The following is a 24,424-nucleotide window of genomic DNA, read 5'->3' on the forward strand; positions in this document are numbered from 1 at the left end:
GCTATTCTTCCTTCCTGAAATTTAGTGTGAAACTGTATTCCGCGCTGTAGCCTGCATACATTGCGGGCGTAACTCCCTGATAGTTTACCCGTATGATTTTGTCTGATGAGACTGTTATGTTCATGAGCGTTTTTGCGCTGTCCCCGTCTACGTTGCAGCGCCATTTGTCTTTTGCCTGATGGATCATTCTCCCGGCCTCATTCGAGAAAGTGAGTCCAAGATTCTGAATGCCTAGGTTAATATGCTCGTCGCCGCTCGTGTAGCTTGTGTGCCATTCCTGAGCACTGCCCACTGTAGCATAAGCAACGCTCCCGGACATGTCTACAGAGTCAAACGTGAGCCGCGCTGAACTGAGCCTGAAGCCGAAATTCCCCGCGCTGAACTGAGATGTGCTGTCAATTGCTGACCATGCCCCGCTGAGAACTTCCTGCGTCCTGTAAGTGTCAGGAATGTTCAGTGTATCCTGATTCCCGCTGTTTGTGCTGTCGAGACTCCCCCCTCCGCACCCCGAAAGAACCGCGACAAATATCCCAATCACAGCAATCATGCTCCACATCCTGAATTTACGCATAAAGACTCATCCTTTCATGATAAGAATCAAAGCTATTATATCAGCGCAAAAAAAAAGCCTCAGAGTTTATTTTGCCCTGAAGCTGTCATCTTCTCATTCTTGGAGCGGAAGACGGGATTTGAACCCGCGACCCCAACCTTGGCAAGGTTGTGCTCTACCCCTGAGCTACTTCCGCAACTTATACCCCTTTGCATTTCCCCTTCTCAGGGGCAACTGTTGTTACTGGTGGCGGGACCCAGAATCGAACCGGGGACACATGGATTTTCAGTCCATTGCTCTACCGACTGAGCTATCCCGCCTCGCATTGTCTAGTGATTTAATTTATTGGCGGGGCCGACGAGACTTGAACTCGCGACCTTCGGCGTGACAGGCCGACACTCTAAACCGACTGAGCTACGACCCCGCGTAGGTAAATCACTGGTGGGCGAAGCAGGGTTCGAACCTACGACCCCCTGCGTGTAAAGCAGGTGTTCTACCGCTGAACTATCCGCCCCGCTTGAACAACGAAAGGTATTTTATTCCTCACCCGCTTTTCTGTCAAGCATGTACGACTTTATTTCGTCCCATGTCTTTTTTGCCGCACCTCCAAGCGTCTTGAAATACGCATTGCAGTTCTTCAGGGAAATTTTCACGTTCTCAGGCTCAAGACAGTCGAGCCAGATTTTTGCCAGCTCTGAGTCATTATGGACGCAGAAAGCCGCCTTCATGGAGTCCATTCTGTCAGTGTCCGGGAAATCAGTCATGCATGGCCCGTGTATTGCAGGCAGTCCGAAAAGCGCAGGCTCAAAGGGATTCTGTCCTCCCTTCTGAACGAGGCTTCCCCCGACAAAAACAGCATCGCTTGCGGCGTAGAGGTCGAACAATACCCCGATACGGTCAACTACGATAATATCCGCAGTGTTGTTGCCCTGCTCAATTTTCGACAGCAGTTCGGCGTGAACGTCATCATACGGCAAAGCGGCGGCTATCGTCATCAATGCGCGCTCAGGGTGGCGGGGGACAATCGCAAGTCTTGCGCCGGGAAATGTCCTGCGTACTATCCTGAAGGCTGATATTACTATTTCTTCCTCGCCGGGGTGAGTGCTTCCGGCTGTGAAAAGTGGCGATTTCCCATTCTTGAGCCAGCTCCATTTGTCCGGGCTTGTGGCCTTGCGTCTGTCTAAAAGCGCGTCAACCTTGCAGTCCCCAGTAACAATAATTTTCTCATCAGGGACTCCCAGCGCGTGAAATTTTTCCCTGTCATCGTCAAAACGAACCATTAATTTATTCAGGCAGTCTAGGATTCCGCGCCAGAAAAATTTTGTCCGCCTCATTCTGTTAAAACTCTTGTCCGAGAGTCTCCCGTTGGCAAGAAACGCAGGTACATTCCGCGCCCTTAGCTGTGTCAGAATCTCCGGCCATAGTTCCGTCTCCATCGTGATATATATTGCCGGCCTTATTGCGTCAAGCGAGCGTGATACGAATCTGCGAGAGTCAAACGGGCTGTAGATTATTCGGTCTGCGACTCCTGACAGTAATTTTTCGGCCATGCTTCTGCCTGTGGGTGTTACGGTTGAGATTATGCAGGGGTACGCGCTGCGGGACTTTATGCGCCGGATTAGTGAGCTTGCCGACTGAACCTCGCCGACTGATACGGCATGAACCCACACAGGATTTTCCGGGATATTCTCAACATTGCCGATCCTCTCTGATATATCGCCCTTGTATTTTCGTTTCAGGAGCTGAAGACCTCCAAGCCTGTAGAACGCCCCCGATATTATTCGGTATATGAACATTCCCAAAGGGGAAGCGTTTTTTTCTGCGGTCAAATTTTTCATTCCTCCCTCATTTTTTGTGCTGATGATTTTTCACACGGGGTATTATATATTCTATTCACGCCCGAAATTTTGCCGGAGGATAATAATACATTAGGGGAATGGCGTAACTTAATGCCCGGAAAAATTCTGCGGAATAAAAACGGCTGTGAAAAATTACGTATATTTTAATTGTGAAGTATACAAATCTGTTATAAAATCATCATGTCATTTCAGAGGAGGCAAAAAATTTCATGAGTGATTGTATTTTCTGCAAGATTGCTGACGGAGAAATTCCGACAAATTTCGTCTATCAGGATGAGAATGTTGTCGCGTTCCGTGACGTGAACCCGCAGGCCCCCGTTCATATACTTGTCATTCCCAAGAAGCATATAGCCTCCTCCGCAACTGTTGACGACTCCTCAGTGTGGAGCAGCTTAATGGGCAGTGCCGTGAAAATTGCCCGTGAATTAGGACTTGAGGCTGACGGCTATCGTATGGTAATCAATACGGGGAAGCAAGGCGGGCAGTCTGTACCTCACCTTCACCTGCACCTGCTGGCAGGACGCAATCTCGGCTGGCCTCCGGGCTAACTGAGTACCAATGCTGTAAGATACCCCGAAGGGAGGGAATTATCATGACCACTGTAGTACGCAAGGAAGGCGAGCAGATCGAGGACACCCTCAAAAGATTCAGGCGTGAGGTCGCCAAGGTCGGCACGCTCAGGGAAGCAAGGAAGCGCGAACATTACGAGAAGCCCAGCGACGCGAAAAAGATAAAACGCGCCGAGGCCGCACGCAAGAGAAAATCAATGCGCCGCAGGAATCCGGGCTAAGAGTTTGAACAGTTTGCGGGGGCTGAAAGATGGCTCCCGTTTTTTTTGCTGACAAAAGGAGGAATATTTATGCTTGCACAGGACATAGCGCACGATCTCACACAGGCCATGAAATTACGCGAAGAGCCGAGACTCTCCACTCTCCGAATGCTGAAGGCCGAACTCCAGAAATTACAGGCCGACAAAGGAAAATCAGCCGAAATCACAGATGATGACGTTCACACAGTAATACGCCGCCTCATCAAACAGCGAAAAGACGCGGCGGAACAGTACAAAGCCGGGGGCGCGGCTGACCGGGCAGAGTCAGAATTGGCCGAAATCGGAATACTTGAACCCTATCTCCCGAAACAGCTCGGCACGGATGAGATTGACGCGATAATCTCAGAGGCCGCGAAAGAAATTAACGCCTCATCCCCGAAAGACATGGGCAAATTGATGAAGGCTGTAATGTCAAAAGCAAAAGGACAGGCAGACGGCTCAAAAGTGAAAGAAAGGGTTAATGCGTTCCTGAACAAGTAAGTTGTAGGAATGGAAGGTTTCAAGCCGGGGGGATTTGCGATTTCTCCCCGGCTGTTGCATTCTCTGAAAGGTAATCCGAAAAGATATTGTTTACATTCGCAATATGTACTGAATTGATTTGAGCCGGAATTTTACGCCGCGTTTTTCAGTTTGTCAAATTTACCCGCAGAAAAATCCATAATTTTCCCCTCAAAAAATTTCGCTGAATATGCTAAACATAATGCCTCACAAAAATTTTACAGGGAGGAATCTTTTTGCATACCCTGACGCTGAATAACGGCCTCATAATTCCTGCTATAGGTTTCGGAACATACAAGGCCGGACTTGACACTATCATTCACGCGCTGGAGGCAGGATATAAATATTTCGACACAGCGTCATTTTATGGCAATGAGCGCGATATTTCGGAGGCATTAATACAAACGGGCGTTAAACGCGGGGAAGTCTTTATAGCGTCAAAAATATGGAAGTCTGACATGGGATATGAAAAAACGCTCTCGGCATTCTCCCGTACACTTGAGAATCTCAGGTGTGATTATGTTGACGTTCTTATGATACACTGGCCGCGCCCAAATCTTGATGTCAGGGAATGGAAAGTGCTCGATATTGAAACTTGGCGGGCAATGGAATATTTATACTCTCAGAGAAAAATACGGGCGTTAGGTCTCAGCAATTTTCTTCCGTATCACGCAGACAATATATTTTCCCGCTGTGAGGTTCCGCCGTCAGTCGCCCAGCTTGAATTTCACCCGGGATACATGCAGTTCCCCGCGCTGGAATATTACCGCCGGAAAGGGATTCAGGTTCAGGCATGGAGTCCTATGGGACGGGGGCGTGTGCTTGATGACATTCTGATTCGTGAGCTTGCCGGGAAGTATCATGTTACGCCGGCGCAGGTCTGTATGCGCTTCTGCATTCAGGAAGGAGTCATGCCTCTGCCGAAAGCGTCGAGTCCTGAGAGAATGCGCGAGAATTTAGAGGGCGTGAATTTCGTGATTGATGAGGAGGATATGTCGAGGCTTGAGAATATGCCCCCGTCAGGCTGGAGCGGAGAGCATCCCGACCGTGAGCGCGTGAAAATATGATTGCTGTTATAATTCAGTCATTCCCAAAAGACATTAAGGAGGCCGAAATATTCCCATGAACGAAAAATTACTCCTTCTCCCGATAATTATCCCGGCAATTTCCGCCCTTCTCATCACAACGCTGAACTTCAAGAGCCGGACTCAGCGCAACATATTCATAGAGTCGTGCGTAATCCTGAACACGCTCGCGATATTGCTGCTTGTGATTTATCCCCCGTCAAACGCATTAACCCTCTTCAGGTTCTCAGAACGTGCGGGATTTTCGCTGAGGCTTGACGGACTCGGAATGGTATTCGCCGTATTGATTGCAGTACTGTGGCCGCTGACGACTCTTTACGCATTCGAGTATATGAGCCATGAACACCGCGAGACATCATTTTTCGGGTGGTTCGTGCTGACGTATGGCGTTGTGTCGGGGATAGCTCTGTCGTCTGACCTTCTGACGCTGTACCTGTTCTACGAGATTATGACACTAACGACCCTTCCTCTTGTCATGCACGAGATGGACGGCCGCGCAAGATACGCCGGGCGGAAATACCTGACGTACTCGGTTGCGGGGGCGGCGTGTGCGTTTATCGCCCTGACCTATGCGATGTCGCAGGGAGGCGGGGAGTCGTTCACGCTGGGCGGGACATTCGGAATTTGGCCGAACAAGCCGGATAACATGCTTCTTGCTGCGTGGTTCTTGGGCTTCTTGGGATTCGGTGTGAAGGCCGCTGTGTTTCCGTTTCACGGGTGGCTGCCGTCTGCGTCCGTAGCTCCGACTCCTGTTACCGCGCTGTTACATGCCGTTGCTGTGGTGAAGGCGGGAGTCTTTGCGGTGATTCGTCTGACGTGGTATGTGTTTGAGCCTGAGACTCTCGCGGGGACTTGGGCGCAGTACGCCGCATTCACGATGGTATGTATCACGATAATTTACGGGTCATCAATGGCACTTGCGACTCAGCACCTTAAACGCCGTTTCGCGTACTCAACAATAAGCCAGCTGTCATATATATTGCTGGGAGTGTTATTGCTTACGCCTGAAGGACTCACGGGAGCATTGACTCACATGGGCGGACATGCTGTCATGAAGATAAATTTATTCTTCTGTGCGGGGGCTGTGTTGTGCCAGACGGAAAGAGAATATCTTTTTGACATGCGCGGGCTTGGTCTCGGAATGCCGAAAACATTTCTCGCGCTCCTGATTTCTGGGCTTGCGCTGTGCGGTCTTCCTCCGTCGGCGGGCTTCATGGGAAAATGGCAGCTCGGCACGGCTTCTGCGGCTGTCGGGATGGGTCATGCGGGGATTGCTATGCTGATGGTGTCGGCGGTGCTTACGGTGCTTTATGTGTTCTCGATATTCAGCATATTCATTATGCCGGGACAGAAATTTGACTTCAAGACAGCGAACAGGGGCGTGAAAGATCCGGGCTATGAAATGCTCGTGCCTCTTGGGATTTTGGCGGCGGGGTCATTCCTTTACGGGATGTATTCTGAGCCTCTAATAAACTTTTTCGGGAAAATAGCGCAGGGGGTGATATAATTCTCTCGTTGCGCTTGTAGCTCAGCGGATAGAGCGTTGGCCTCCGGAGCCAAAGGCCAGGAGTCCGAATCTCCTCAAGCGCGCTGAATTTTCCGGCCTCGTCCGTTCATTCGGGCGGGGCTTTTCGTTTGTCCCTATGCTACAATACACATATCCCAGTTCACTCAAAGGAGGAATATTTCACCATGACCGACGGAAGCAGATACATCCCCTACAGCCAGAGAGCCGGAAATGAGTCAATCGTATACTTCACCCGCGACCTTTCAGCAGACGGCCTCAGAAAACTTTATGCCCGGATCAATCAGCACATCACCGGGAAAATTGCCGTCAAGCTCCACACAGGAGAGCCGCACGGCCCGAACATTATCCCGCGCCCCTGGGTAAAATCCCTCATCACAAACGACATTCCCGGCGCGAAAATCGTTGAGACTAATTCATACTATGACGGCGACAGGTACACGACAGCCCGGCACCGCGAGACACTCAAAATTAACGGCTGGGATTTCGCGAACGTTGATATTATTGACGAGCTTGGCACAACATTATTACCCGTAAAGGGCGGTCATCACTTCTCGAATATGTCAGTGGGAGTCAATATCCTGAATTATGACTCTCTTCTCGTTCTGACTCACTTCAAGGGACACGTTCAGGGCGGTTTCGGAGGCTCAAACAAGAACATAGGCATCGGAATCGCTGACGGCAGAATCGGAAAGGCATGGATTCACACGACACCGGGACAGCCGAATCAGTGGGACATAGCTACGGAAGAGTTCATGGAGAAAATCAGCGAGTCAGCAAAAGCCACCGTTGACCATTTCGGCAGGCACATCGCCTACATCAACGTAATGCGGAACATGTCAGTGTCATGCGACTGCGAGGGAGTCGCCGCAGAGCCTGTTGTTACGCCCAATGTCGGAATACTTGCCTCGCTTGATATTCTCGCTGTCGATCAGGCGTGTGTTGATCTGGTCTACGCAATGCCCGAAAACTTCAATCATGATTTAGTCGAGCGCATAGAGTCGCGGCACGGCCTGCGTCAGCTCACGTACATGAAAGAGTTAGGCATGGGCAATGATAAGTACGTGCTTATTGACACGGACAACGGAGACTCAAGAATTTTCCCGGCGGACGCTGTGAAAGGAGTCAAGCCCTTTGAGGGTTAATTGATGCTCGGCGCTGTTGTCGGGGACATAATCGGAAGCCTTTACCATGAAGGATGGATGACGGGCATGAATTTTCCGCTGTTCAGCCAGGAGTCAGAGCCTACAGATGACACTGTATTGACTCTTGCTGTTGCTGACGCTCTCATGATGTCGCTTCCTTCACGGACGGACAAGACAACGGGCGCGGCTTTCGCGGAGAACGTGAAGGACTCACTGCGGAGTCTCTGCAATCATTACAGGCACATGCGCTACGGCGGGGGCTTTTCCCGCTGGCTGAAGTGGAAATATCCTCATCCCTTTGTCAGCTACGGGAATAACCCTGCTGTGAGAGTCTCGCCGGTCTCTTGGGCGTTTGATGACATTGAGACTGTCGAATGGTTTGCGGAGATAAGCGCGGTTGTAACTCATGACCACCCGGAAGCGATAAAGGCGGCCCGGTGTGTGGCAGGGGCTGTCTTTCTTGCACGTACAGGACACGCAAAGGACGACATACGCGCATACATCACCGGGAAATACGGCTACGAGATTCGGACGCTTGACGAGATCCGCCCGGATTATGTCTATACGTCATCATGTCCCGGCACAGTGCCGGAAGCGTTTTCGGCGTTCCTTGAGGGGGAAAATTTCGAGGACGTTATACGCAAGGCAGTAACATTAGGCGGGGAATCGGACTCTCTTGCGGCCATGTCAGGGGCGATAGCGGAGCCGTTTTTCGGGATTCCCACGCTGATACAGGTCAGGGCGTTCAACAGGCTGCGAGATAGAATGAAATTTATTGTGCAGAAATGGGAGCAATGGAGGGATTAGCGTAAATGTTAGGCGCGATTGTCGGAGATATTGCCGGAAGCCCGTACGAGTTCGACAGGAGGCGGAAAGAAGCTCACAGCATGAAATTTCCGCTTGTGCTTGAAGGTGTTTCGCGTTTCACGGATGATACTGTTCTGACTCTGGCTGTTGCTGACGCTCTGATGTCGATAATGCCCAAGAGGGGCGGAAATGCTGACGGTGAACAATTCCGCGTGGCCGTTATAGCTTCAATGCGCGAATTTGCCCGGCGTTATCCTAATGCGGGGTACGGTGCGCGTTTCATGTACTGGCTTCTGAGAGGAAATCCGCAGCCTTATAACAGTTTCGGGAACGGGTCAGCAATGAGAGTTTCCCCGATTGCGTGGGCGTTTGATGACTTGTGGACGGTTGAACATTTTGCGGAAATCAGCGCGGAAATCTCGCACAATCACCCGGAAGGCATAAAGGGCGCACAGTCGACAGCCTCAGCAATATTTCTAGCCCGCAAAGGACACAGCAAGGACGAAATCAGGCACTATATCTCCCTGCGTTACGGCTATGATTTGTCGCGGACGCTTGACGAGATTCGCCCGAATTATTTTCACGTTGAGTCATGTCAGGAGACAGTCCCGGAGGCAATAACAGCGTTTCTTGAGGGTGAGAATTTCGAGGACGTTACGCGGAAGGCTGTATCACTCGGCGGGGACTCTGACACGTTAGCGGCTATATCATGCTCAATAGCTGAAGGGATGTACGGAATCCCGGAAGAAATTGACGACATTATGATTCCGCTGCTTGATGATTATCTTACGGACAAATTATTGAAGTGGGAGCTTTGGCGTGCCCATTGAGGGCAGAATTTCAGGGAGGCCGGGAAATAGCCTGAAAATTTTTGCTCCTGCTGACTGTGCTATGATAAGCGGCAAAATTTTTTGAAGGGAGAAAATTACTTCATGGCGTATTATTACAGCGAACCTTCTCACACATTCTCCGAGTACCTTCTTGTTCCGTCGTACTCATCAGAAAATTGCGTGCCGTCAAACGTCTCACTTCGGACTCCCCTGTGCAAGTTCAGGAAGGGCGAAGAGTCTCCGCTGTCGGTGAATATACCGCTGGTGTCGGCGTGTATGCAGTCAGTCTCAAACGACACAATGGCGGTGGCTCTTGCGCGTGAGGGGGGATTGTCATTCATATACTGCTCCCAGTCAATAGAGTCGCAGGCCGAAATGACAGCGAGGGTGAAGCGGTACAAGGCCGGATTCGTGGCGAATGATTCGGCGGTCGGCCCTGAACAGACATTAGCCGACATTCTCAGGCTGAAGGAGCAGACCGGACACACAACAGTAGCTGTTACTCATGACGGAAGCCTCACGGGGAAATTGCTGGGCATAATTACGAGCCGTGATTACCGTGTAACAAGGACTCCTGCTGACACAAAGGTGCGCGACTTCATGACCCCGATCGACAAAGTTATATCCGCTCATGACGGACTCAGCCTCACGGAAGCCAATGATATTTTGTGGGAGCATAAATTGAACTCTCTGCCGGTTGTTGACGATGACGGGAACATGGTCGCGTTTGTCTTCAGGAAAGATTACGACATGCACAAGGAGAACCCGTTAGAGCTTCTCGACAGTCAGAAACGCTACATGACGGGTGCCGGAATAAACACGCGGGATTATGCCGAGAGAGTGCCTGCACTGGTGAACGCCGGGGCGGATGTTCTGTGCATAGATTCGTCAGAGGGCTTCACGGAATGGCAGAGGCGGACTCTTTCGTGGATTCGCGAAAATTACGGGGACTCGGTGAAAGTCGGCGGGGGGAACGTTGTTGACGCTGACGGATTCAGGTTTCTTGCTGACGCGGGCGCGGATTTCGTGAAGATAGGAATCGGCGGCGGGTCAATCTGCATTACTCGTGAAGCGAAAGGAATCGGGCGCGGACAGGCTACGGCGGTGATAGAGGTCGCAAAGGCAAGGGATGAATATTTTGCTGAGACAGGAGTCTATGTGCCGATATGCTCGGACGGCGGCATAGTTATGGACTATCATATAACGCTGGCTCTTGCGATGGGCGCGGACTTCTGCATGTTAGGGAGATACTTTGCGAGATTCGACGAGAGTCCCACGAATCGAGTCATGCTCAACGGGAACTACGTCAAAGAATACTGGGGGGAAGGCTCATCACGCGCAAGGAACTGGCAGAGATACGACAGCGGCGACTCATCACAGGCAAAATTATCGTTTGAGGAGGGAGTCGACAGCTATGTACCGTACGCGGGAAGCCTGCGCGATAATGTCAGCGAGACACTCAGCAAGATAAAATCAACGTTCTGCAACTGCGGAGCATTGAGCCTCCCGGAAATGAGAGAGAAAGCAAGATTGACGCTCGTCTCACCTGTAACACTTGCTGAAGGGGGAGCGCATGACGTTATGATGAAGGAGGCTGTGAGGCGGTCGAAATGATGAAAAGTCCCCCTGCTGTGAAAATTTTCGGCGGGGGGATTAATTTTGCCTCAGAAATATATTGCTGTGAGGACTCAACTTTCTACGGCGTAACGTGCCTCTGTATCTTGCCGACAATAACCATCATGGCAAATGACACAGCGAGGCTCACGGCCATGAACGCAGACAGCGTATAATCATGCAGGAAGTGAAGCATAATCCCCTGAACAAATCCGTGGCAAAGGTACAGCGCGTAGCTCATTTTCCCGGAGAATATCATCATCCGCTGTAACATAACAGACTTCACATCAATACCCCGCGAGCTGATTATGACCATCGTTGCAGCAGGGTAAATCAGAATGTCAGCGTATGAATCTTTCGTGTACAGGCAGACAGAGACAAGCATAATCACAGACAGCGCGAAAATTGCCCCCGGATATTTCAGCCTGATATTGTCCCTGAACGTGAAGACAAGCCAGCCGACTCCCATTCCCGCAAAGCCCCGCATTATTCCCAGCGAGACAACTCGCTTCACAACGCCGTGAACATGAATATGCCCGTACTTTATGTACTATCACAGAAAAGCACAAGGCCGACAATGCCGCGATAATATACGCCTGAATCTTAGGGGTGAATTTCTTTGACAGGAAGAAATAAACGCATGACACGAACATCATCGCCGATATGTACCATGTTGCGCCGTTGTAGTAAGGGAAGCAGTTTATTATTCCCCATTCCTGAATCATCGCAAGCTCTTCAAGAATCGCAATGACTCTCCGCATTCCGTGAAAGCCGTTTAGGAATACGCCTGTGCAGACAGCCGGAATCAATGCCGCAATGTAATACGGGTAAAGGGTCATGAGTCTTCTTTTGAGCCATGAGAAAAAAGATGTTTCGCGGGAAAGTGAGAGAAGGACTTTCGCGCACATGAAGCCGGATATTACGAAGAATGCATCAACGCAAATATAGCCGCCGCGGAAAAGTATATTGCTGTTCCAGCCGAGAAGGAAAAAATTGTAGTGGTATATCACAATTTACGTTACAGGCAGACAGCTTGAAAGCGGCGAAACTGACGGGCGTTATTCGGAGCTTCCGCCATACCTGCGATACCCTACGCCCCCTCCCCCGGGGCTGGCTTTCGGAAAATTCTATACTGTGAAATAGTCTGAGCCTATACGCCCTCTTCATGGCCGATAAATTTTCTTTGCGTTCTGTTCGCGCTTGGCTTTCTCCTGACGCTTGTACGCTGTCTCAAGTGCCCGGACAATCTCGCTCCATTTCGTGCGCCATGCAATATCGGCCTTGCAGGGGGAGTTATCCTTCCGGGAAGGGTTATCGGTCTCGGTGATTCCTTTCGGCCTGCGCTGAATCGTGAAGCCCTCCCCGTCAAATGATATGCTTGAGCCGTCATCGAACGGAATATATACCCTCATTGCCGCGTCCTTAACTTTAACGGAAGAGCCGCGCTCATGATTATTGCGTCCTCGCCGTTGGAGTAATACCCCCGCCGGATAGTCTCGCCGGAAAATGACATCTGTGTGTACAGCGCGATTGCCCCGGAATTTGACTTCCTCACTTTGAGCTTCAGACGGCGGAATCGCATATACACAGCGCAGTCGCCCACAGCCATCAATAACTGCCGCCCGATTCCCTTCCGCCTGTATGCAGTGTCAACAACAAGAGCCATCAGAAGCCCGGCGCGTTTTTCCCGGCCTAAGACAGCATAGCCCAAAAGAGGAGCTTCCGCAGTTGTCGCGAAAGCCCCCAGGTATGTCGTCTCATTCTGCGAGTCATCTCTGAGGTCTGAACGTATTACTTCCTCCGGCCATGAACATGACGAGGCAGCATTTATTCTCAGGATTCCGGGCAGGTCGTCAAATGTCAGAAAGTCTATATCCGGCACATACACAGATTACTGCATTCCTCTGTTGATTGTCTGATTCCTGTCCGCACCGACTCCGATTAATGCTACAGGGACATTCACAGCACTCTCGATATACTTCACGTAGGCTTTCGCGTTTTCGGGAAGCTCGTCAAAGCTCTTGCAGTTCGTGATGTCGTCATCCCAGCCCGGCAATGTCTCGTAGACCGGCTGAATCTCGCCTAATGTCCGCGTGTCTGTCGGCCATGACGTGAACCGCTCGCCGTTTTTCTCGTAAGCTGTGCAGACTTTTATGCCGCCCATGCCCGTGAGAACGTCCAATTTTGTCAGCGCAATGACATCCGCCCCGTTAAGCTCCATAGAGTAGCGCAATGCAGGAATGTCAAGCCACCCGCAACGCCTCGGACGGCCTGTAGTCGCTCCGTACTCGCCGCCGTTCGCCCGGAGTTTCTCGCCCATCTCGGTGAAATCCTCTGTCGGGAATGGCCCTTCTCCCACGCGGGTCGTGTATGCCTTCACGACAGCTATAACGCGGGTCAAATCATGAGGGGCTAACCCTGTCCCGGTGAAAGCTCCCGCCGCTGAGGTTGAAGAGCTTGTTACATAGGGATATGTCCCGTGATCTATGTCGAGCAACGCCGCCTGCGCTCCCTCAAGCAGGATATGTTTCCCTTCGTCAGCAGCACGGCGCAGCAACGCTCTTGTGTCGTCAACGTACGGCGCAATTGCCTCGCCCCATTTCCTTGCAGGCTCGTAGATTTCATCAAAGGCTAATGGCTTCTGCCCGTACAGTTTCGTGATTATCTGATTCTTCTCGTCAAGAATATATGTCAGTCTCTCGCGCAGTAAATCAGCGTCAATGAGATCCTCAACCCTGAGTCCTGAGCGCGAATACTTGTCGACATAGCAAGGCCCGATTCCGCGTCCTGTCGTGCCGATTTTGCGACCCTTCCCGCGGGCTTCCTCCTGAAGTTTGTCGAGCATTTTGTGATAGGGCATTACTACATGAGCATGAGGACTCACAGCAAGCCGCGCCCTGTCCTGACCTTTCGCGAACAAGTCGCCGGTCTCCGCCAGGAACTGCTCAGGGTCAAGAACGAGTCCATTTCCCAGCACGCAGAGTTTTCCCGGGTAGAGCATTCCCGACGGCAGGAGGTGAAACACTGTCTTCTGCCCATCCGTGATTACCGTGTGGCCTGCGTTCGCACCGCCCTGAAAGCGCACAAACACATCAACATCCGCGCCGAGCATGTCGACTACTTTCCCTTTTCCTTCATCGCCCCACTGAGCGCCCACAAGCAAATCTACATTTTTCTTTGCACCCAAAATTATTATTCCTCCTCTTAATTTCTCCGGCCTGCTACTGACCGCATTGATTTTTTCACTTCTTCTATTGCTCTCTGTAACTGTGTATCCTTTGACTTGTCCCGGTCCGGCTCACCCTTCACTTCAATGTCAGGCGACAATCCGACATGGTCAATCACTTTCCCGGAAGGCGTGTAGTATCTCGCTATTGTTACGTATACCCCGCTCCCGTCAGTCAATGGGAACAATGTCTGAACGCTTCCCTTTCCGAAACTTTTCTCGCCGATTAATTTCGCCCGGCCTCTGTCATTCAACGCTCCTGCTACTATCTCTGACGCGCTCGCGCTTCCGCCGTTGATTAATACGGTCATGGGCAAATTAGTCGCGTAGTAATTTTTGTTCGCGTAATATTTCTCGTTTGAACGCTCTGAACGCCCCTTCGTTTCGACAATGAGTCCCTCGCGCAAAAACATGCTTGCTATTTTCACGCTTGCGTCGAGAAGTCCGCCGCCGTTGTTGCGTAAGTCGAGTATTAACGCCCGCATTCCCTTGCGTATCATGTCGCGGACTGCGTTTCGGGACTCGTCTGCTGTGCCGTGCTTGAACTGTGTCAGCCGCAAATAGCCTATATCATCGGACAGCATTTCATATCTCACGCTGTGGAGCTTGATTATCTCCCTCGTAATCGTGAACTCTAAAAGCTCGTCTTGACCCTCGCGCCTTACCCACACTGTAACTTTTGTGTCAGGCTCTCCGCGCAGCTTCTGCACTGCCCTGTCAGATGTCCAGCCTACAACTACTTCATTGTCGATTTTTACGATCTGATCCTTGGGCTTGAGTCCGGCTCTCTCGGCGGGGGAGTCCTCCATAGGGCTTATCACGAGAATTTGCCCGTCCCTGTCGCCTATGTACATTCCGAGTCCGCCGTATTTGCCCTCTAATTCTATTTCCTCGTCTTTAAGCTGGCGGGGCGATACGAACCTCGTATAGGGGTCTTTCCACGCCTCAACCATTCCTTTGGCCGCGCCGTGAAGAAGGTCATCATCTGTGGCCGGCTTTGTGTCCGCGTCAACCTGGTAGCTTTCGATTATGTAGCGAACCTGACGAAGAAGCCACAGTGAGCGCACGTTGAAGGGGGATATTCTGTTGAAGTCGTCCTCGGAAAAGTCTGCTGACTGAGCTTTGTACCCGAAAAGAAATCCCGCGAGCATCAGAGAAGTAAACAGCAAGATATAAACTCTCTTGTATTTCGTCATGTTGAATATTGATTTTGCACCTGCCTTCTGAGAATAGCAAGAATTATACAGCAATCATCAAATTTTTATCTCCGCAAATAGTTCATTGGGTTGACCGCAGAGCCGTTTTTCCTGACCTCGAAATGAAGCCCGTATTCCGCGTCTGTGCCGGTGTTGCCCGCGCTCCCTATCACTGTTCCCGTGCTGACCCTCGCACCCTCACGCACTGAAGTCCGCCCTAAATGCGCGTAAACTGTCGTAAGGTCTCCGCCGTGATCTATTATTACGACTTGGCCAAGTCCCCTCAGCCATCCCTGATAGAGGACTTCTCCCGGCCCGGAGGCTTTCACGGGAGTCCCTGCCGCGGCGGCTATGTCGATTCCTGAGTTGAATATTTTTGTCTTGAATGTCGGGTGAACTCGTGAGCCGTACTGCATTGTTACACGTCCTGTCATAGGCCACGCAAGAGAATTGACGCTCCTTTGAGGCGATGAGCCTGCCGAATTTACCGGGACTGTAGCTTTTGAGCCGCCGACATTAGAATTTTTCCCGCCGGATTTTGACGGGGTAATCTTCATGGCTGAGGCGCGTTTCTTCTTGTTCATGAGATTTGTTATCTTGCTGCCTACAGCCCTTTGCGCTGACTCTAATTCCTTTGCGGCTGACTCGGCTTTCTTCTGCTCGCTCTGTACGTTCTTCAGGAGGGTATCTGTTTTCCTCACTGCGCTGTCGAACTCCTCGCGCTTTTTCCTGAGTTCGTCTGTCTGACTCGTTATCTTCTTTTTGTCGGACTCAAGTTTTGCCTTTGCCTGCGCTAATTCCTTCTCCCTTGCGTTAAGAGCCGCGAACATGGCCAAGTCATTGCGGGCAAAAATATTCAGCATGTACGCGGTGTTGACTGCCTCATGAGGGCCGCCCGCGCTGAATATTGCGTTTATCCCGCTTCCGTCCGGCGAATGCTTGTACAGCTCCGTAAGCCTGCCCCGTAACATCGTGAGTATATGATTCATGGACTCGCTTACACGGGCAATATTGCGGTTCAATTCTGCTACTGATGCCTGAAGTTTCGAGTTCTCGCGCTGAAGGTCATTCATACGGGACTCGGACTCGCTGGCGTTCTGCCTGAGACGGGATAACTGACTCAGCAGGGATTTTGACTCTTTCGATTTCTGCCGGGCTATTTTGTTGTACTGCTCTATGCGCTTCTTCATGTCGGCCTGATTCTGTTTCTGTGTACGAATCTGCTTGTCTATGTTCGAGGCGTTTACCGTCAGCAGAATCAGAGCCAGCAAAAATATTACTCTCTTCAACATTATTCCCCACCTCTAACGCTTGAGATACTTTATCGGGTTGACGGGTGTGCCGTAGTGCCTGACCTCAAAATGAAGGTGATAGCCCGTAACATTTCCCGTCCTGCCGACTTTGGCGATGTTTGCGCCGGATTTCACGACCTGCCCTTCATGTACTAGGCTTGCGGACAAATGCGCGTAAAGTGTCGAGAAGCCCCGGCCATGATCTATTACGACAACGCGACCGTAGCCCCGGAGCCATCCGTTGTAGATGACTTCACCGGGGGCGGCAGTCTTGACGGGAGTACCGTTTGAGGCGGCAATGTCGATTCCTGCGTGGAGGATTTTGCGCTTCAAGATAGGGTGTATCCTGTCGCCGTAGGGACTCGCCATAGGCCCGCGAACAGGCCAGTCGAATTTTGACCCTTTCCCGGTGGCGGGCATGTAGGCTCTTGCGCGTTTCCTCTGCAATTCCGCTATCATCGCTCCGGCTTCCCGCTGGGCTTCTTCTGCTTCACGGGCGGCTTTCTCGGCTAATTCCTTCTGACGGCGCAATGACGTTATGAACCTGTTTGTGTCTTTGATTGTCTGCTGGTACTTGTCGCGCTGTTCCTGTACGGCCTCGCTTTTCTCTTTCAGGCGTATTTGATGGTCGTCCATTGTCCGCCGGGAGAGATCCATATTCTGAATCTTCTCCTGCAATTGCGACAATATATCCTCGTCCCGGTCATTCATGAGCTTCAAGAGATACGCATCCTCGACAGCCTCGAACACGCTCCGGGAGGCAAAAAGAGTCCTCATCCGCCCGGTTTCGCCGTACTTGTACATGTCAACAAGCCGCTCACTCATCTTCTTTGACAGCTCATCAATTTTCACCTGCTCGGCCTTCATGTATACGTCGAGAACGTCTATATTCTCCCGAATCTTTTCGCTCTGAAGCTCTAACAGCGTCAATTCCTGCTCGGCTATATTCTCGTCCTGCTGAAGGGTGTTGACTTTTGTGAGGAGTCCTTCAACACGCGCTCCCATTTTCTTTATCTGACTCCTGTACGTCTGAACCTGCCGCGCAAGCTCCGCCCGTTTCTTTTCCTCCGCCGCTATCTGTGAGTCAATGCTTCCTTTTTGTTTTGCCGCTGACGGTGAAAATAACAGTGCCAGCAAAATTATTACTGCTGAAAGTTTCCTGTTCATCACAAAATGCTCATAAATATCCCTATTTTGTTACAGGGAAGAAGCGCGCCTCCTTTCTTTTTGCTATAATTTTATCAGCGTTTAACGAGTGCCGGATAAAAACATAAAATCAACACATTACATTAAACGTAACCCGGTGGCCTTTCATGGTCTACGGTATAGAGGCTGAGTAAGCCAGCCCCGGCGAATAAGGGTACTCTGAGGCGGAAACATTCGAGGCTCAGACGTTCAGGCCATGTGCCAAACTTCACCGAAAGCCCGCAAGGGTCGCTTACTCTGGCCTCGTGATAGAGTTAATGAATCTTGCCACTACCAAATAGCTGCATACCCATCCCAGAGTCGCACCGAACCCCGCGAGAAGCCCGCAGAATCTCCATATCACCGGCTTGTCTGTGATGATTATGTTCGTCAGCAATGGCAGATTTTCCCGTATCAGCTCAATTCCTGGGAAGTATGCCGCAACTATCCCACCGCCCGCAATAAGCGCGCCGAGAAACGCCAGCAATGTACCTTCAAGCACAAACGGAGTCGCAATATATGCCCGCGTTGCCCCGACAAGGTACATTATCCCGATTTCCTCACGCCGTGAATACAGCGATATGTGAATCGTGTTGTACACTACCAGCGCAGTTATTATCACCGCAAGAAGGAACATGATTAACGCTACCCGCGATGATATTCGTGAAAGGGCTGATATTCTCTTGACGACTAACCCGGCGTAGACGACATCATCAATTTCCGGCATGTCCTTTAACGCCTCGACTAACGGCTCTATGTCGCTTGCGCTGTTGACGTGAATCTCAAAGTTCCACGGAATAGGATTGTCGCCGAGCATTTCAAGCGCACGGGACTGGCTTCCCATTTTCTGCTGAAGTTTTGCGAGGGACTCGGACGGTGAAAATGTCTTTATGCTGTAGACACCTTCAAGGCTCTGAATCCTCCGGGCTATCGCTTCCGCGTCTAATGTGTTGTCCTTCACCATATATGCCTGAACCGCAAGCTCCGACTCAAGCCGCGACAATAAATTTTCCATGTTGAGCGACAAAAGAGTCGTTACACCCAGTACCCAGAGCATTACGCCCGCCGTTATGAGTGTCAGAAGTCCTAATACCCAGTGATGGAAGATTAACCGCCATGTGTCGCGGAGTACGTATCTTAATGCCGTCATTCTGAATATAACCCGCCTTTCTCATCACGGACAAGCCGCCCGCCCTCAAGCTCTATCACTCTCTGCCGTGAGGCGTTCACGATTCCCTGATTGTGTGTTGACATAACAACCGTAACCCCGGCCGCGTTAATCGCAAAAAGGATCTTCATGACTTCCGCCGCTGTGTGAAAGTCAAGATTCCCGGTCGGTTCGTCAGCAATGAAAAGAGACGGTGAATTAGCCAGTGCCCGGGCAATTGCGACTCTCTGCTGTTCCCCGCCGGAAAGCTGTGCAGGCCTCATTGAGCGTCTCCGCCATAGTCCCACCTGGTTTATGACATCTTTCGCACGTTCGGCGACTAATCTTTTCGGGACTGACATAGCTTCCATGACAAACGCTATATTCTCGTAGACTGTGAGAGACGGTATCAGCTTGAAATCCTGCGCGACTAGTCCCACGTCCCTGCGGTAATACGGAATATCGGCCTTCCTCATTCGGGCGAGGTCATATCCTCCGACAGCTACAACGCCTCTTGACGGCAATATTTCGCGTGTTATGAGACGGAGAAGAGTCGATTTCCCGGAGCCTGTCTGCCCGATTATGTAGACGAACTCGCCCTGCTCAATGTTGAGATTTACATCAACGAGGGCGGCTATATCAGGCTCAAATACTTTGCTTACCCCTGAAAACTGTATATTCATTGCGTGAAGTCCTCAGCTCCTTTATATTTTGCGCGTTCAGACATGGCCGAGCGGGTCTCGTATTCGCCCCACAGGGCAAGAACGATGTCATTGACGGTTAATTTCCTGCGTTCGCGGAGTTCGTTCCACAGCTCATGATTCATATATGCCCAGAGAAAAAATATCGTGTCCCGGTTCCGTCCAAGCCTGCCGAGAACAAGCCAGCCCGATAACTGATTGTACAGCACTATCGGTGAAGCGTTCTGCGCGGACATCCGTTTAAGCTCAAGCGGGGAAAATGAAAGCTCTTCAAGCTCCTTCATTGCGTCAGAGTCCGGCATGTCAAGAAGTGAAAACCATATCCGCGAGTCATGGCCGGGGCGCGTGAAAACTTCCGGGCCTGCCTTCAGCCACGCTTTTAGCCGGGTAAGTGTCTCAAGCTCCCCGCGGTTCATGGCGAAACGGAGAGTCCAATATGCTTTTGTGAGAATGATATTATCTTTCACGGCCTGAAGAAAATATTTCTCGTCAAGATATTCTGCGTTCAGCGACAAAAATACAGGCTCATTCCGCATAAACGTTCGTAGCATTAACACCGCGCCCGTGTGATTTCCGGGAGGCTCTGACCGTGCAAACAATTCGCGCCGCAATGTGTTGACCGTTCCGGCTGTGAGGATTGTGGATTCCGCGCCGTCATTGAGAAGCTCTATGCTCTGACTGTCGTATAAGTGGACTTTATGCGGGGAAGTCTCGCGCCCCTCTCCTGAATATATCCATTCAGACCCGCGGCGGCCAATCAAATATTTGTTGTGAGGAAGCAAAAGCATGACGCATGAATCGCCGGGCGGAGTCGGGAAAATTTCCGGCGGAGGAGAAAAATTTTCGGGCGGCAATTCGGCAAGTGAACCATTTGACATTAACTCTAAAAGCATTCCTCTTGTGTTCACTCCTCTGTTACTTTATGGGATATTTTGCCTGTATTATATCTCACTCAGTAATATTCCATGCCTCAATCCGTTTATGCTCACCGTACATTTTTCCGCGCCGAGAGTCTTCATGGCCGCAAAAACTATGCACGCACTTCCGAGAATCACCTCAGCCCGCGATTTTGGCAGGCCGATAATATTCTCACGCTCGCTTAATGTCAGGGACGAATACAGCCGAATCTGCCTCCTTACGTCATTTCGCGTTATAGTGCTTCCGTGAAGACGTGAAGGGACGAAATTCTCGCAGGCATTCTTCACACCCGACATCGCCACGACTCCCCCTCCAACGGCGATAACCTCAGATTTCCCCGCCGTAAAGGACGCTATATCATTCTCAGAAAATAATCCCTCAACATATTTCACAGCCTCATCACACGCGGATTTAGGTACGGGATTCGAGCCGTCAGCAAAAAATTTCTCCGACAGATTCACCGCCCCTACAGGAACGCTTACAGAGCGCAGAATTTCCCGGCCATGCCCCGACACAAATTCGGTGCTTCCCCCGCCCGTGTCAAACATCACTGCATTGCCCGAAATACTAAAGCCGTCAACAGCTCCCAGCCATGAATACCGCGCTTCCTCCGTCCCCGTCAAAATGTGAACGTCAAGACCGCAAGAGTCCTTCACCATTCGCACAAAGTCAGCAGAATTTTCCGCCGTCCTTAGTGCCATAGTCCCGGCAATGAATATCTCCGCTCCGATTTTACGCGCACGGCTCACCATACGGACGACTGCACCGCATGAGAGCTTCATACTTTCGGGAGATAGGAGTCCTGTTGACGACATTCCCCGGCCGAGTCGGACAACTTCCGTCTCATCACGAATCACATGAACAGTCCCCGCGCTTATGGAGGCTACACGCATTTTTATGGAGTTGCTTCCGATGTCTATTACTGCCTTAATCATGAGACCGCCTCACAGTCTCAGCCGCCACAAACACGAACGCCGTCGCAGGAATCGTAAACAGCAATCCCAATGTCCCCGCAAGACTCTGCACTATCTCCTGCGCTATATATGGGTCATTCATTATCCCGGTGATTTCGACTCCCGCAGAGCATATCAATACCGCCATAGGCAATGAGCTTCCCATATACGCCAAAATCAGCGTGTTAATCATGCTTCCGAGTACCTCCGAGCCGACATTGAGTCCCGCAAGAAGTAATCTGTCTAGGTGAATATCCTCGTCATAGTCGACAAACTCAGACATTGAAGCCGTTACGGAGATTGCAACGTCCAACACAGCACCGATTGAGCCGATAAGCACGGACGCAAGCAATATCCCGCGCATGTTCAGACCCGGCAATGTTGACGCAAGCAGCGCAGAGCCTTCACCCGCAAGCCCGGTTAATTCCCACATGTATACCATCACAGCACCGCACAAGAATCCGCACATTACACCGCCGAGACTCCCTGCAAGTGCTACAATCCTGTAACGCGCATGACGCACTACGCACAAAACTGTTACCGTTGAGATGATAAAGACTGACGCAACCGCAAGCCACACACAGTCCCAGCCTTTGACCGTCAAAGGAATCATAATGAACACGAGAACGAACACTGACGCGCCGAGTCCCAGTAACGCGAAAAATCCCCGCCAGCCCGTGAACGCGATTAACATCGTGCAGACAAGCATAACGATTCCCGCAACTGAAGGTATCCTGAATGCATCGGCGATGGAGTACTGAATTGTTCCGTCCGTGAACATGTCCCACACAAGAAGGTAACGCCGCCCGGGAACAATATCGAGTCCGCTCCCTGAGAGTCTCACTGTCTTTAACGTCATCTGCTTTCCCGGCTCACTCCCTGAGACAAGCTCCAATACTGTATCACGCTCGGCCATCTCGTAGGAGTCTTCATCTTCCGAGGGGATAATCTTTTCCGGGCCTGCTGAGATTACGCGGACGATTAGAGACTCGCTGCTGTTCCACCGGGAAACAGTGAAAGAGTCGGCAAAATAGTAGAAGCCCTGAGAGATAAGCATAGCAATAATAATCCTGATGAGTAAATTTTTCGTCCTCATAATGAAAGCCCCCGCGCTGAAATAAATTCTCTCATGTCGTCCGGCAATGGAGCTGTAAAAGTCTTCCCGGCAATTTCTGACAGTGAGTCGTGAATGTCGTCCGGGAATGATAGTTCATATGCGTGCAATAATGGCCGTGATACATTGGCGCGTCTGTTTGCGTGAAAATCTCCGTATTTCCTGTCGCCTATTATGGGATGATGTATATATGCCGTGTGGACTCTGGCCTGATGAGTTCTGCCCGTCAGCAATTCAATCCGCGCTAGGGTATATTCGCCGTCTGTGCTTATGGGTGATATGACTGATACCGCCCTCGCCCCGTCAGCAGAAACTTTCACCGTATTATTCTCAGCGTCCTTCAGTAGTGGAGCGTCAACCGTAATATTCTCCGGCAAATTTCCTGCGATGACAGCGATATATATTTTTCGGACTCTCCTTGCTTTGAACAGCTCCTCCAATGCCCTCAATGCCTCCCCGTGAAGAGCAACAGAAAGCACCCCCGTTGTGTTACGGTCAAGACGGTGAACAGCCGCGGGCGGGTAAGAGTTTGGGCCGACATAGCCGCGTATGCGAGTGATGATTGAGTCTCCGTTAGGTTCGTCGGGCTGAACGAGAATATTTGCGGGCTTGTTCAGAATCATGACATTTTCGCCCTGAAATATTATGCCGATTTTGCCGAGACCTGAATATTTCGGGGGGGCGTTAAAGATTTCGCCTTTGACCCATGGGACTGTGAGAATGTCCCCTGCGTTTACGTGAGTCCCTCCGTCCCGGACTCTTTGGCCGTTTACGCGTACTGCCCCTTTTCGGACGGCCTTCATGATTTCGCCGAGGGTTACGGCCTTGAAGGTTGTGCGTAATACACGGTCAAGCCGCCTGCCGTTGTCGTCCTGCGATACAGTGAGGGAATGACTCATAGCTTTATGCCCCGCCATAATCGCCGGTCAATTGGCTGAAGGTAATCGGTCATATCTGCGTCAGGGTTGAGCGCGTCAATCTGCGTTTTCCAGTACGAAAGCTCAAAGTCTACATTATCAGCCGCGCTAACGATAAATGCTTCAGGTGTTGCGGGCAAAACTGGCGAACCGTATTCGCGTTTTCCGTGATGGCTCGTAATTATGTGGCCTAAAGCGAGCGTGATGTTCTTGTCGAGGGACTCAGCCTCAGCGTATTTCATGAACATTGCGTAGCCCATAGCGATATGTTCAACCGCTGACCCTGCTACTGTAACCTGCGGGGCGGGATTCATAGTGTAGGCTTCAAGTTTGCCGATGTCGTGAAGGAGTGAGCCTGCTATAACGATGTCCATGTTGACGGGAATCTTGAAGACAGAATAATGCCGGGCAAGATCCATAGCACCAATTGCGACAGATACGGAATGTTCGAGGAGTCCGCCTGTATAAGCGTGATGGAGTGATACAGCCGCCGGCCATGACCTGAATTTTTCCCAAAGCCCGTGCTTGAAGAATACAGCGTGAACAAAATCATGAAGCTGTTTGTGCGAAATCTGAGCGATTAATTTCATGAAGAGGTCTTCGAGAATTTCTGCTTTTACGGGTGAATGACGTGTGAACATTTTCGGGGGATATTCTTCCTGGCTGAGGTATGATATTTCGCTGAAGTTGTACTGTATCTGCTCTCTGAACTCGGCGACAGTCCCGATGACTTTCACGGAAGCACCCTCGAATTTCAGCCCGCAGTTTTCCGGGTCAATGGGAAAATCGTCCCCGCCCTGAGTGTTACGCCATGAGGAAGCCTGCCAGACTTTTCCGTCAATGTCCCCGGAAGGGTCGCTCAATGTCATATCCCAGAATGAAGAGTTGTTGCGGTCTTTCCTGCGTATGAATTTCGACACGACTCCAATTGTAACGAAATCGGAATTTTTCGGGAGCTGCTTTATGTCTTTGACGCTGAGAAAATTTTTCATGATGAGTGAGATATTTTGCCTTTCGCGTGAATTTGGCGATA

26 protein-coding genes and 5 tRNA genes are annotated in these 24,424 nt (G+C 50.9%); 10 read left to right on the plus strand and 21 right to left on the minus strand.

What is annotated here, in order from left to right; genetic code table 11:
• Nucleotide 1 precedes the first annotated feature (1 nt).
• The 6 genes from IKQ95_05830 to IKQ95_05855 form a co-directional block, all read right to left on the minus strand.
• A complete protein-coding gene (locus tag IKQ95_05830; protein MBR4196217.1) occupies nt 2-571 on the minus strand; it encodes a hypothetical protein in 570 nt (189 codons plus the stop codon).
• 100 nt (nt 572-671) lie between these two features.
• Nucleotides 672-746 (minus strand) — tRNA-Gly (locus tag IKQ95_05835).
• Between the two features lie 48 nt (nt 747-794).
• Nucleotides 795-870 (minus strand) — tRNA-Phe (locus IKQ95_05840).
• 26 nt (nt 871-896) lie between these two features.
• Nucleotides 897-974: transfer RNA gene (locus IKQ95_05845), tRNA-Asp, on the minus strand.
• A gap of 15 nt (nt 975-989) precedes the next feature.
• Nucleotides 990-1,064: transfer RNA gene (locus IKQ95_05850), tRNA-Val, on the minus strand.
• Between the two features lie 22 nt (nt 1,065-1,086).
• Nucleotides 1,087-2,379 carry a 3-deoxy-D-manno-octulosonic acid transferase gene (locus IKQ95_05855; protein MBR4196218.1) on the minus strand — a complete coding sequence of 431 codons (1,293 nt, stop codon included), beginning with the start codon at nt 2,377-2,379 and terminating at the stop codon, nt 1,087-1,089.
• 239 nt (nt 2,380-2,618) lie between these two features.
• On the opposite strand from IKQ95_05855, the gene IKQ95_05860 reads away from it, so the two are divergent.
• The 10 genes from IKQ95_05860 (at nt 2,619) to IKQ95_05905 (ending at nt 10,742) form a co-directional block, all read left to right on the plus strand.
• The gene (locus tag IKQ95_05860) at nt 2,619-2,957 is read left to right on the plus strand and encodes a histidine triad nucleotide-binding protein (GenBank protein MBR4196219.1); all 339 of its coding nucleotides are present in this window, start codon (nt 2,619-2,621) and stop codon (nt 2,955-2,957) included.
• A 41-nt stretch (nt 2,958-2,998) separates the two neighbouring features.
• Complete coding sequence (locus IKQ95_05865) at nt 2,999-3,199, plus strand: 30S ribosomal protein S21 (protein MBR4196220.1); 201 nt, start codon at nt 2,999-3,001, stop codon at nt 3,197-3,199.
• A gap of 69 nt (nt 3,200-3,268) precedes the next feature.
• On the plus strand, nt 3,269-3,718 hold the full coding sequence (locus tag IKQ95_05870) for a GatB/YqeY domain-containing protein (GenBank protein ID MBR4196221.1): 450 nt from the start codon (nt 3,269-3,271) through the stop codon (nt 3,716-3,718).
• Nucleotides 3,719-3,972: 254 nt separating this feature from the next.
• Nucleotides 3,973-4,803, plus strand: coding sequence for an aldo/keto reductase (locus IKQ95_05875; protein MBR4196222.1), 831 nt, complete (start codon nt 3,973-3,975; stop codon nt 4,801-4,803).
• A gap of 55 nt (nt 4,804-4,858) precedes the next feature.
• Nucleotides 4,859-6,328, plus strand: coding sequence for a hypothetical protein (locus IKQ95_05880; protein MBR4196223.1), 1,470 nt, complete (start codon nt 4,859-4,861; stop codon nt 6,326-6,328).
• Between the two features lie 10 nt (nt 6,329-6,338).
• Nucleotides 6,339-6,411 (plus strand) — tRNA-Arg (locus IKQ95_05885).
• A gap of 102 nt (nt 6,412-6,513) precedes the next feature.
• Nucleotides 6,514-7,491, plus strand: coding sequence for a DUF362 domain-containing protein (locus IKQ95_05890; protein ID MBR4196224.1), 978 nt, complete (start codon nt 6,514-6,516; stop codon nt 7,489-7,491).
• A 3-nt stretch (nt 7,492-7,494) separates the two neighbouring features.
• Complete coding sequence (locus tag IKQ95_05895; protein MBR4196225.1) at nt 7,495-8,298, plus strand: ADP-ribosylglycohydrolase family protein; 804 nt, start codon at nt 7,495-7,497, stop codon at nt 8,296-8,298.
• A 5-nt stretch (nt 8,299-8,303) separates the two neighbouring features.
• Nucleotides 8,304-9,128, plus strand: a complete 825-nt coding sequence (locus IKQ95_05900; protein ID MBR4196226.1) for an ADP-ribosylglycohydrolase family protein — start codon at nt 8,304-8,306, stop codon at nt 9,126-9,128.
• A gap of 102 nt (nt 9,129-9,230) precedes the next feature.
• Entirely contained in the window at nt 9,231-10,742 is a 1,512-nt protein-coding gene (locus IKQ95_05905) for an IMP dehydrogenase (protein MBR4196227.1), read from the plus strand.
• Between the two features lie 82 nt (nt 10,743-10,824).
• Here IKQ95_05905 and IKQ95_05910 read toward each other — a convergent pair whose 3' ends face one another.
• From IKQ95_05910 to IKQ95_05980, 15 genes are all read right to left on the minus strand, one after another.
• Nucleotides 10,825-11,127 (minus strand): hypothetical protein, encoded by a 303-nt coding sequence (locus IKQ95_05910; GenBank protein MBR4196228.1) that lies wholly within the window; start codon nt 11,125-11,127, stop codon nt 10,825-10,827.
• Nucleotides 11,084-11,752: an acyltransferase family protein gene (locus IKQ95_05915; protein ID MBR4196229.1), complete on the minus strand. Its 669-nt coding sequence runs from the start codon at nt 11,750-11,752 to the stop codon at nt 11,084-11,086. Before IKQ95_05915 ends, IKQ95_05910 begins: the two co-directional genes overlap by 44 nt.
• A gap of 153 nt (nt 11,753-11,905) precedes the next feature.
• Nucleotides 11,906-12,154, minus strand: coding sequence for a hypothetical protein (locus IKQ95_05920; GenBank protein ID MBR4196230.1), 249 nt, complete (start codon nt 12,152-12,154; stop codon nt 11,906-11,908).
• Complete coding sequence (locus tag IKQ95_05925; GenBank protein ID MBR4196231.1) at nt 12,151-12,630, minus strand: GNAT family N-acetyltransferase; 480 nt, start codon at nt 12,628-12,630, stop codon at nt 12,151-12,153. Before IKQ95_05925 ends, IKQ95_05920 begins: the two co-directional genes overlap by 4 nt.
• A 3-nt stretch (nt 12,631-12,633) precedes the next feature.
• On the minus strand, nt 12,634-13,929 hold the full coding sequence (locus IKQ95_05930) for an adenylosuccinate synthase (GenBank protein ID MBR4196232.1): 1,296 nt from the start codon (nt 13,927-13,929) through the stop codon (nt 12,634-12,636).
• A 17-nt stretch (nt 13,930-13,946) separates the two neighbouring features.
• Nucleotides 13,947-15,164, minus strand: a complete 1,218-nt coding sequence (locus tag IKQ95_05935) for a S41 family peptidase (protein MBR4196233.1) — start codon at nt 15,162-15,164, stop codon at nt 13,947-13,949.
• 65 nt (nt 15,165-15,229) lie between these two features.
• A complete protein-coding gene (locus tag IKQ95_05940) occupies nt 15,230-16,456 on the minus strand; it encodes a peptidoglycan DD-metalloendopeptidase family protein (protein ID MBR4196234.1) in 1,227 nt (408 codons plus the stop codon).
• 12 nt (nt 16,457-16,468) lie between these two features.
• A complete protein-coding gene (locus IKQ95_05945) occupies nt 16,469-17,623 on the minus strand; it encodes a peptidoglycan DD-metalloendopeptidase family protein (protein ID MBR4196235.1) in 1,155 nt (384 codons plus the stop codon).
• A gap of 271 nt (nt 17,624-17,894) precedes the next feature.
• Nucleotides 17,895-18,791 (minus strand): ABC transporter permease, encoded by an 897-nt coding sequence (locus IKQ95_05950; GenBank protein ID MBR4196236.1) that lies wholly within the window; start codon nt 18,789-18,791, stop codon nt 17,895-17,897.
• Nucleotides 18,788-19,426, minus strand: coding sequence for an ATP-binding cassette domain-containing protein (locus tag IKQ95_05955; GenBank protein MBR4196237.1), 639 nt, complete (start codon nt 19,424-19,426; stop codon nt 18,788-18,790). Before IKQ95_05955 ends, IKQ95_05950 begins: the two co-directional genes overlap by 4 nt.
• A gap of 41 nt (nt 19,427-19,467) precedes the next feature.
• Nucleotides 19,468-20,382, minus strand: a complete 915-nt coding sequence (locus IKQ95_05960) for a hypothetical protein (protein MBR4196238.1) — start codon at nt 20,380-20,382, stop codon at nt 19,468-19,470.
• 48 nt (nt 20,383-20,430) lie between these two features.
• Nucleotides 20,431-21,342 (minus strand): Ppx/GppA family phosphatase, encoded by a 912-nt coding sequence (locus tag IKQ95_05965; protein ID MBR4196239.1) that lies wholly within the window; start codon nt 21,340-21,342, stop codon nt 20,431-20,433.
• Nucleotides 21,335-22,456, minus strand: a complete 1,122-nt coding sequence (locus tag IKQ95_05970; GenBank protein MBR4196240.1) for a YibE/F family protein — start codon at nt 22,454-22,456, stop codon at nt 21,335-21,337. Before IKQ95_05970 ends, IKQ95_05965 begins: the two co-directional genes overlap by 8 nt.
• Entirely contained in the window at nt 22,453-23,373 is a 921-nt protein-coding gene (locus IKQ95_05975) for an RluA family pseudouridine synthase (GenBank protein MBR4196241.1), read from the minus strand. The genes IKQ95_05970 and IKQ95_05975 overlap by 4 nt, the downstream gene beginning before the upstream one ends.
• Nucleotides 23,370-24,383: an HD domain-containing protein gene (locus IKQ95_05980; protein MBR4196242.1), complete on the minus strand. Its 1,014-nt coding sequence runs from the start codon at nt 24,381-24,383 to the stop codon at nt 23,370-23,372. The genes IKQ95_05975 and IKQ95_05980 overlap by 4 nt, the downstream gene beginning before the upstream one ends.
• Between the last annotated feature and the right edge of the window lie 41 nt (nt 24,384-24,424).

The sequence above is a fragment of the Synergistaceae bacterium genome (assembly GCA_017540085.1).
In the GTDB taxonomy this organism is placed as follows: Bacteria; Synergistota; Synergistia; order Synergistales; family Aminobacteriaceae; genus JAFUXM01.

Coding starts and splice junctions, on each gene's coding strand:
- IKQ95_05830 (MBR4196217.1), bottom strand. CDS start 571: ATGCGTAAATTCAGGATGTGGAGCATGATTGCTGTGATTGGGATATTT.
- IKQ95_05860 (MBR4196219.1), top strand. CDS start 2,619: ATGAGTGATTGTATTTTCTGCAAGATTGCTGACGGAGAAATTCCGACA.
- IKQ95_05950 (MBR4196236.1), bottom strand. CDS start 18,791: ATGACGGCATTAAGATACGTACTCCGCGACACATGGCGGTTAATCTTC.
- IKQ95_05900 (MBR4196226.1), top strand. CDS start 8,304: ATGTTAGGCGCGATTGTCGGAGATATTGCCGGAAGCCCGTACGAGTTC.
- IKQ95_05935 (MBR4196233.1), bottom strand. CDS start 15,164: ATGACGAAATACAAGAGAGTTTATATCTTGCTGTTTACTTCTCTGATG.
- IKQ95_05960 (MBR4196238.1), bottom strand. CDS start 20,382: ATGCTTTTAGAGTTAATGTCAAATGGTTCACTTGCCGAATTGCCGCCC.
- IKQ95_05895 (MBR4196225.1), top strand. CDS start 7,495: ATGCTCGGCGCTGTTGTCGGGGACATAATCGGAAGCCTTTACCATGAA.
- IKQ95_05910 (MBR4196228.1), bottom strand. CDS start 11,127: ATGCTTGTCTCTGTCTGCCTGTACACGAAAGATTCATACGCTGACATT.
- IKQ95_05970 (MBR4196240.1), bottom strand. CDS start 22,456: ATGAGGACGAAAAATTTACTCATCAGGATTATTATTGCTATGCTTATC.
- IKQ95_05870 (MBR4196221.1), top strand. CDS start 3,269: ATGCTTGCACAGGACATAGCGCACGATCTCACACAGGCCATGAAATTA.
- IKQ95_05905 (MBR4196227.1), top strand. CDS start 9,231: ATGGCGTATTATTACAGCGAACCTTCTCACACATTCTCCGAGTACCTT.
- IKQ95_05945 (MBR4196235.1), bottom strand. CDS start 17,623: ATGAACAGGAAACTTTCAGCAGTAATAATTTTGCTGGCACTGTTATTT.
- IKQ95_05980 (MBR4196242.1), bottom strand. CDS start 24,383: ATGAAAAATTTTCTCAGCGTCAAAGACATAAAGCAGCTCCCGAAAAAT.
- IKQ95_05965 (MBR4196239.1), bottom strand. CDS start 21,342: ATGATTAAGGCAGTAATAGACATCGGAAGCAACTCCATAAAAATGCGT.
- IKQ95_05940 (MBR4196234.1), bottom strand. CDS start 16,456: ATGTTGAAGAGAGTAATATTTTTGCTGGCTCTGATTCTGCTGACGGTA.
- IKQ95_05975 (MBR4196241.1), bottom strand. CDS start 23,373: ATGAGTCATTCCCTCACTGTATCGCAGGACGACAACGGCAGGCGGCTT.
- IKQ95_05890 (MBR4196224.1), top strand. CDS start 6,514: ATGACCGACGGAAGCAGATACATCCCCTACAGCCAGAGAGCCGGAAAT.
- IKQ95_05880 (MBR4196223.1), top strand. CDS start 4,859: ATGAACGAAAAATTACTCCTTCTCCCGATAATTATCCCGGCAATTTCC.
- IKQ95_05920 (MBR4196230.1), bottom strand. CDS start 12,154: ATGAGGGTATATATTCCGTTCGATGACGGCTCAAGCATATCATTTGAC.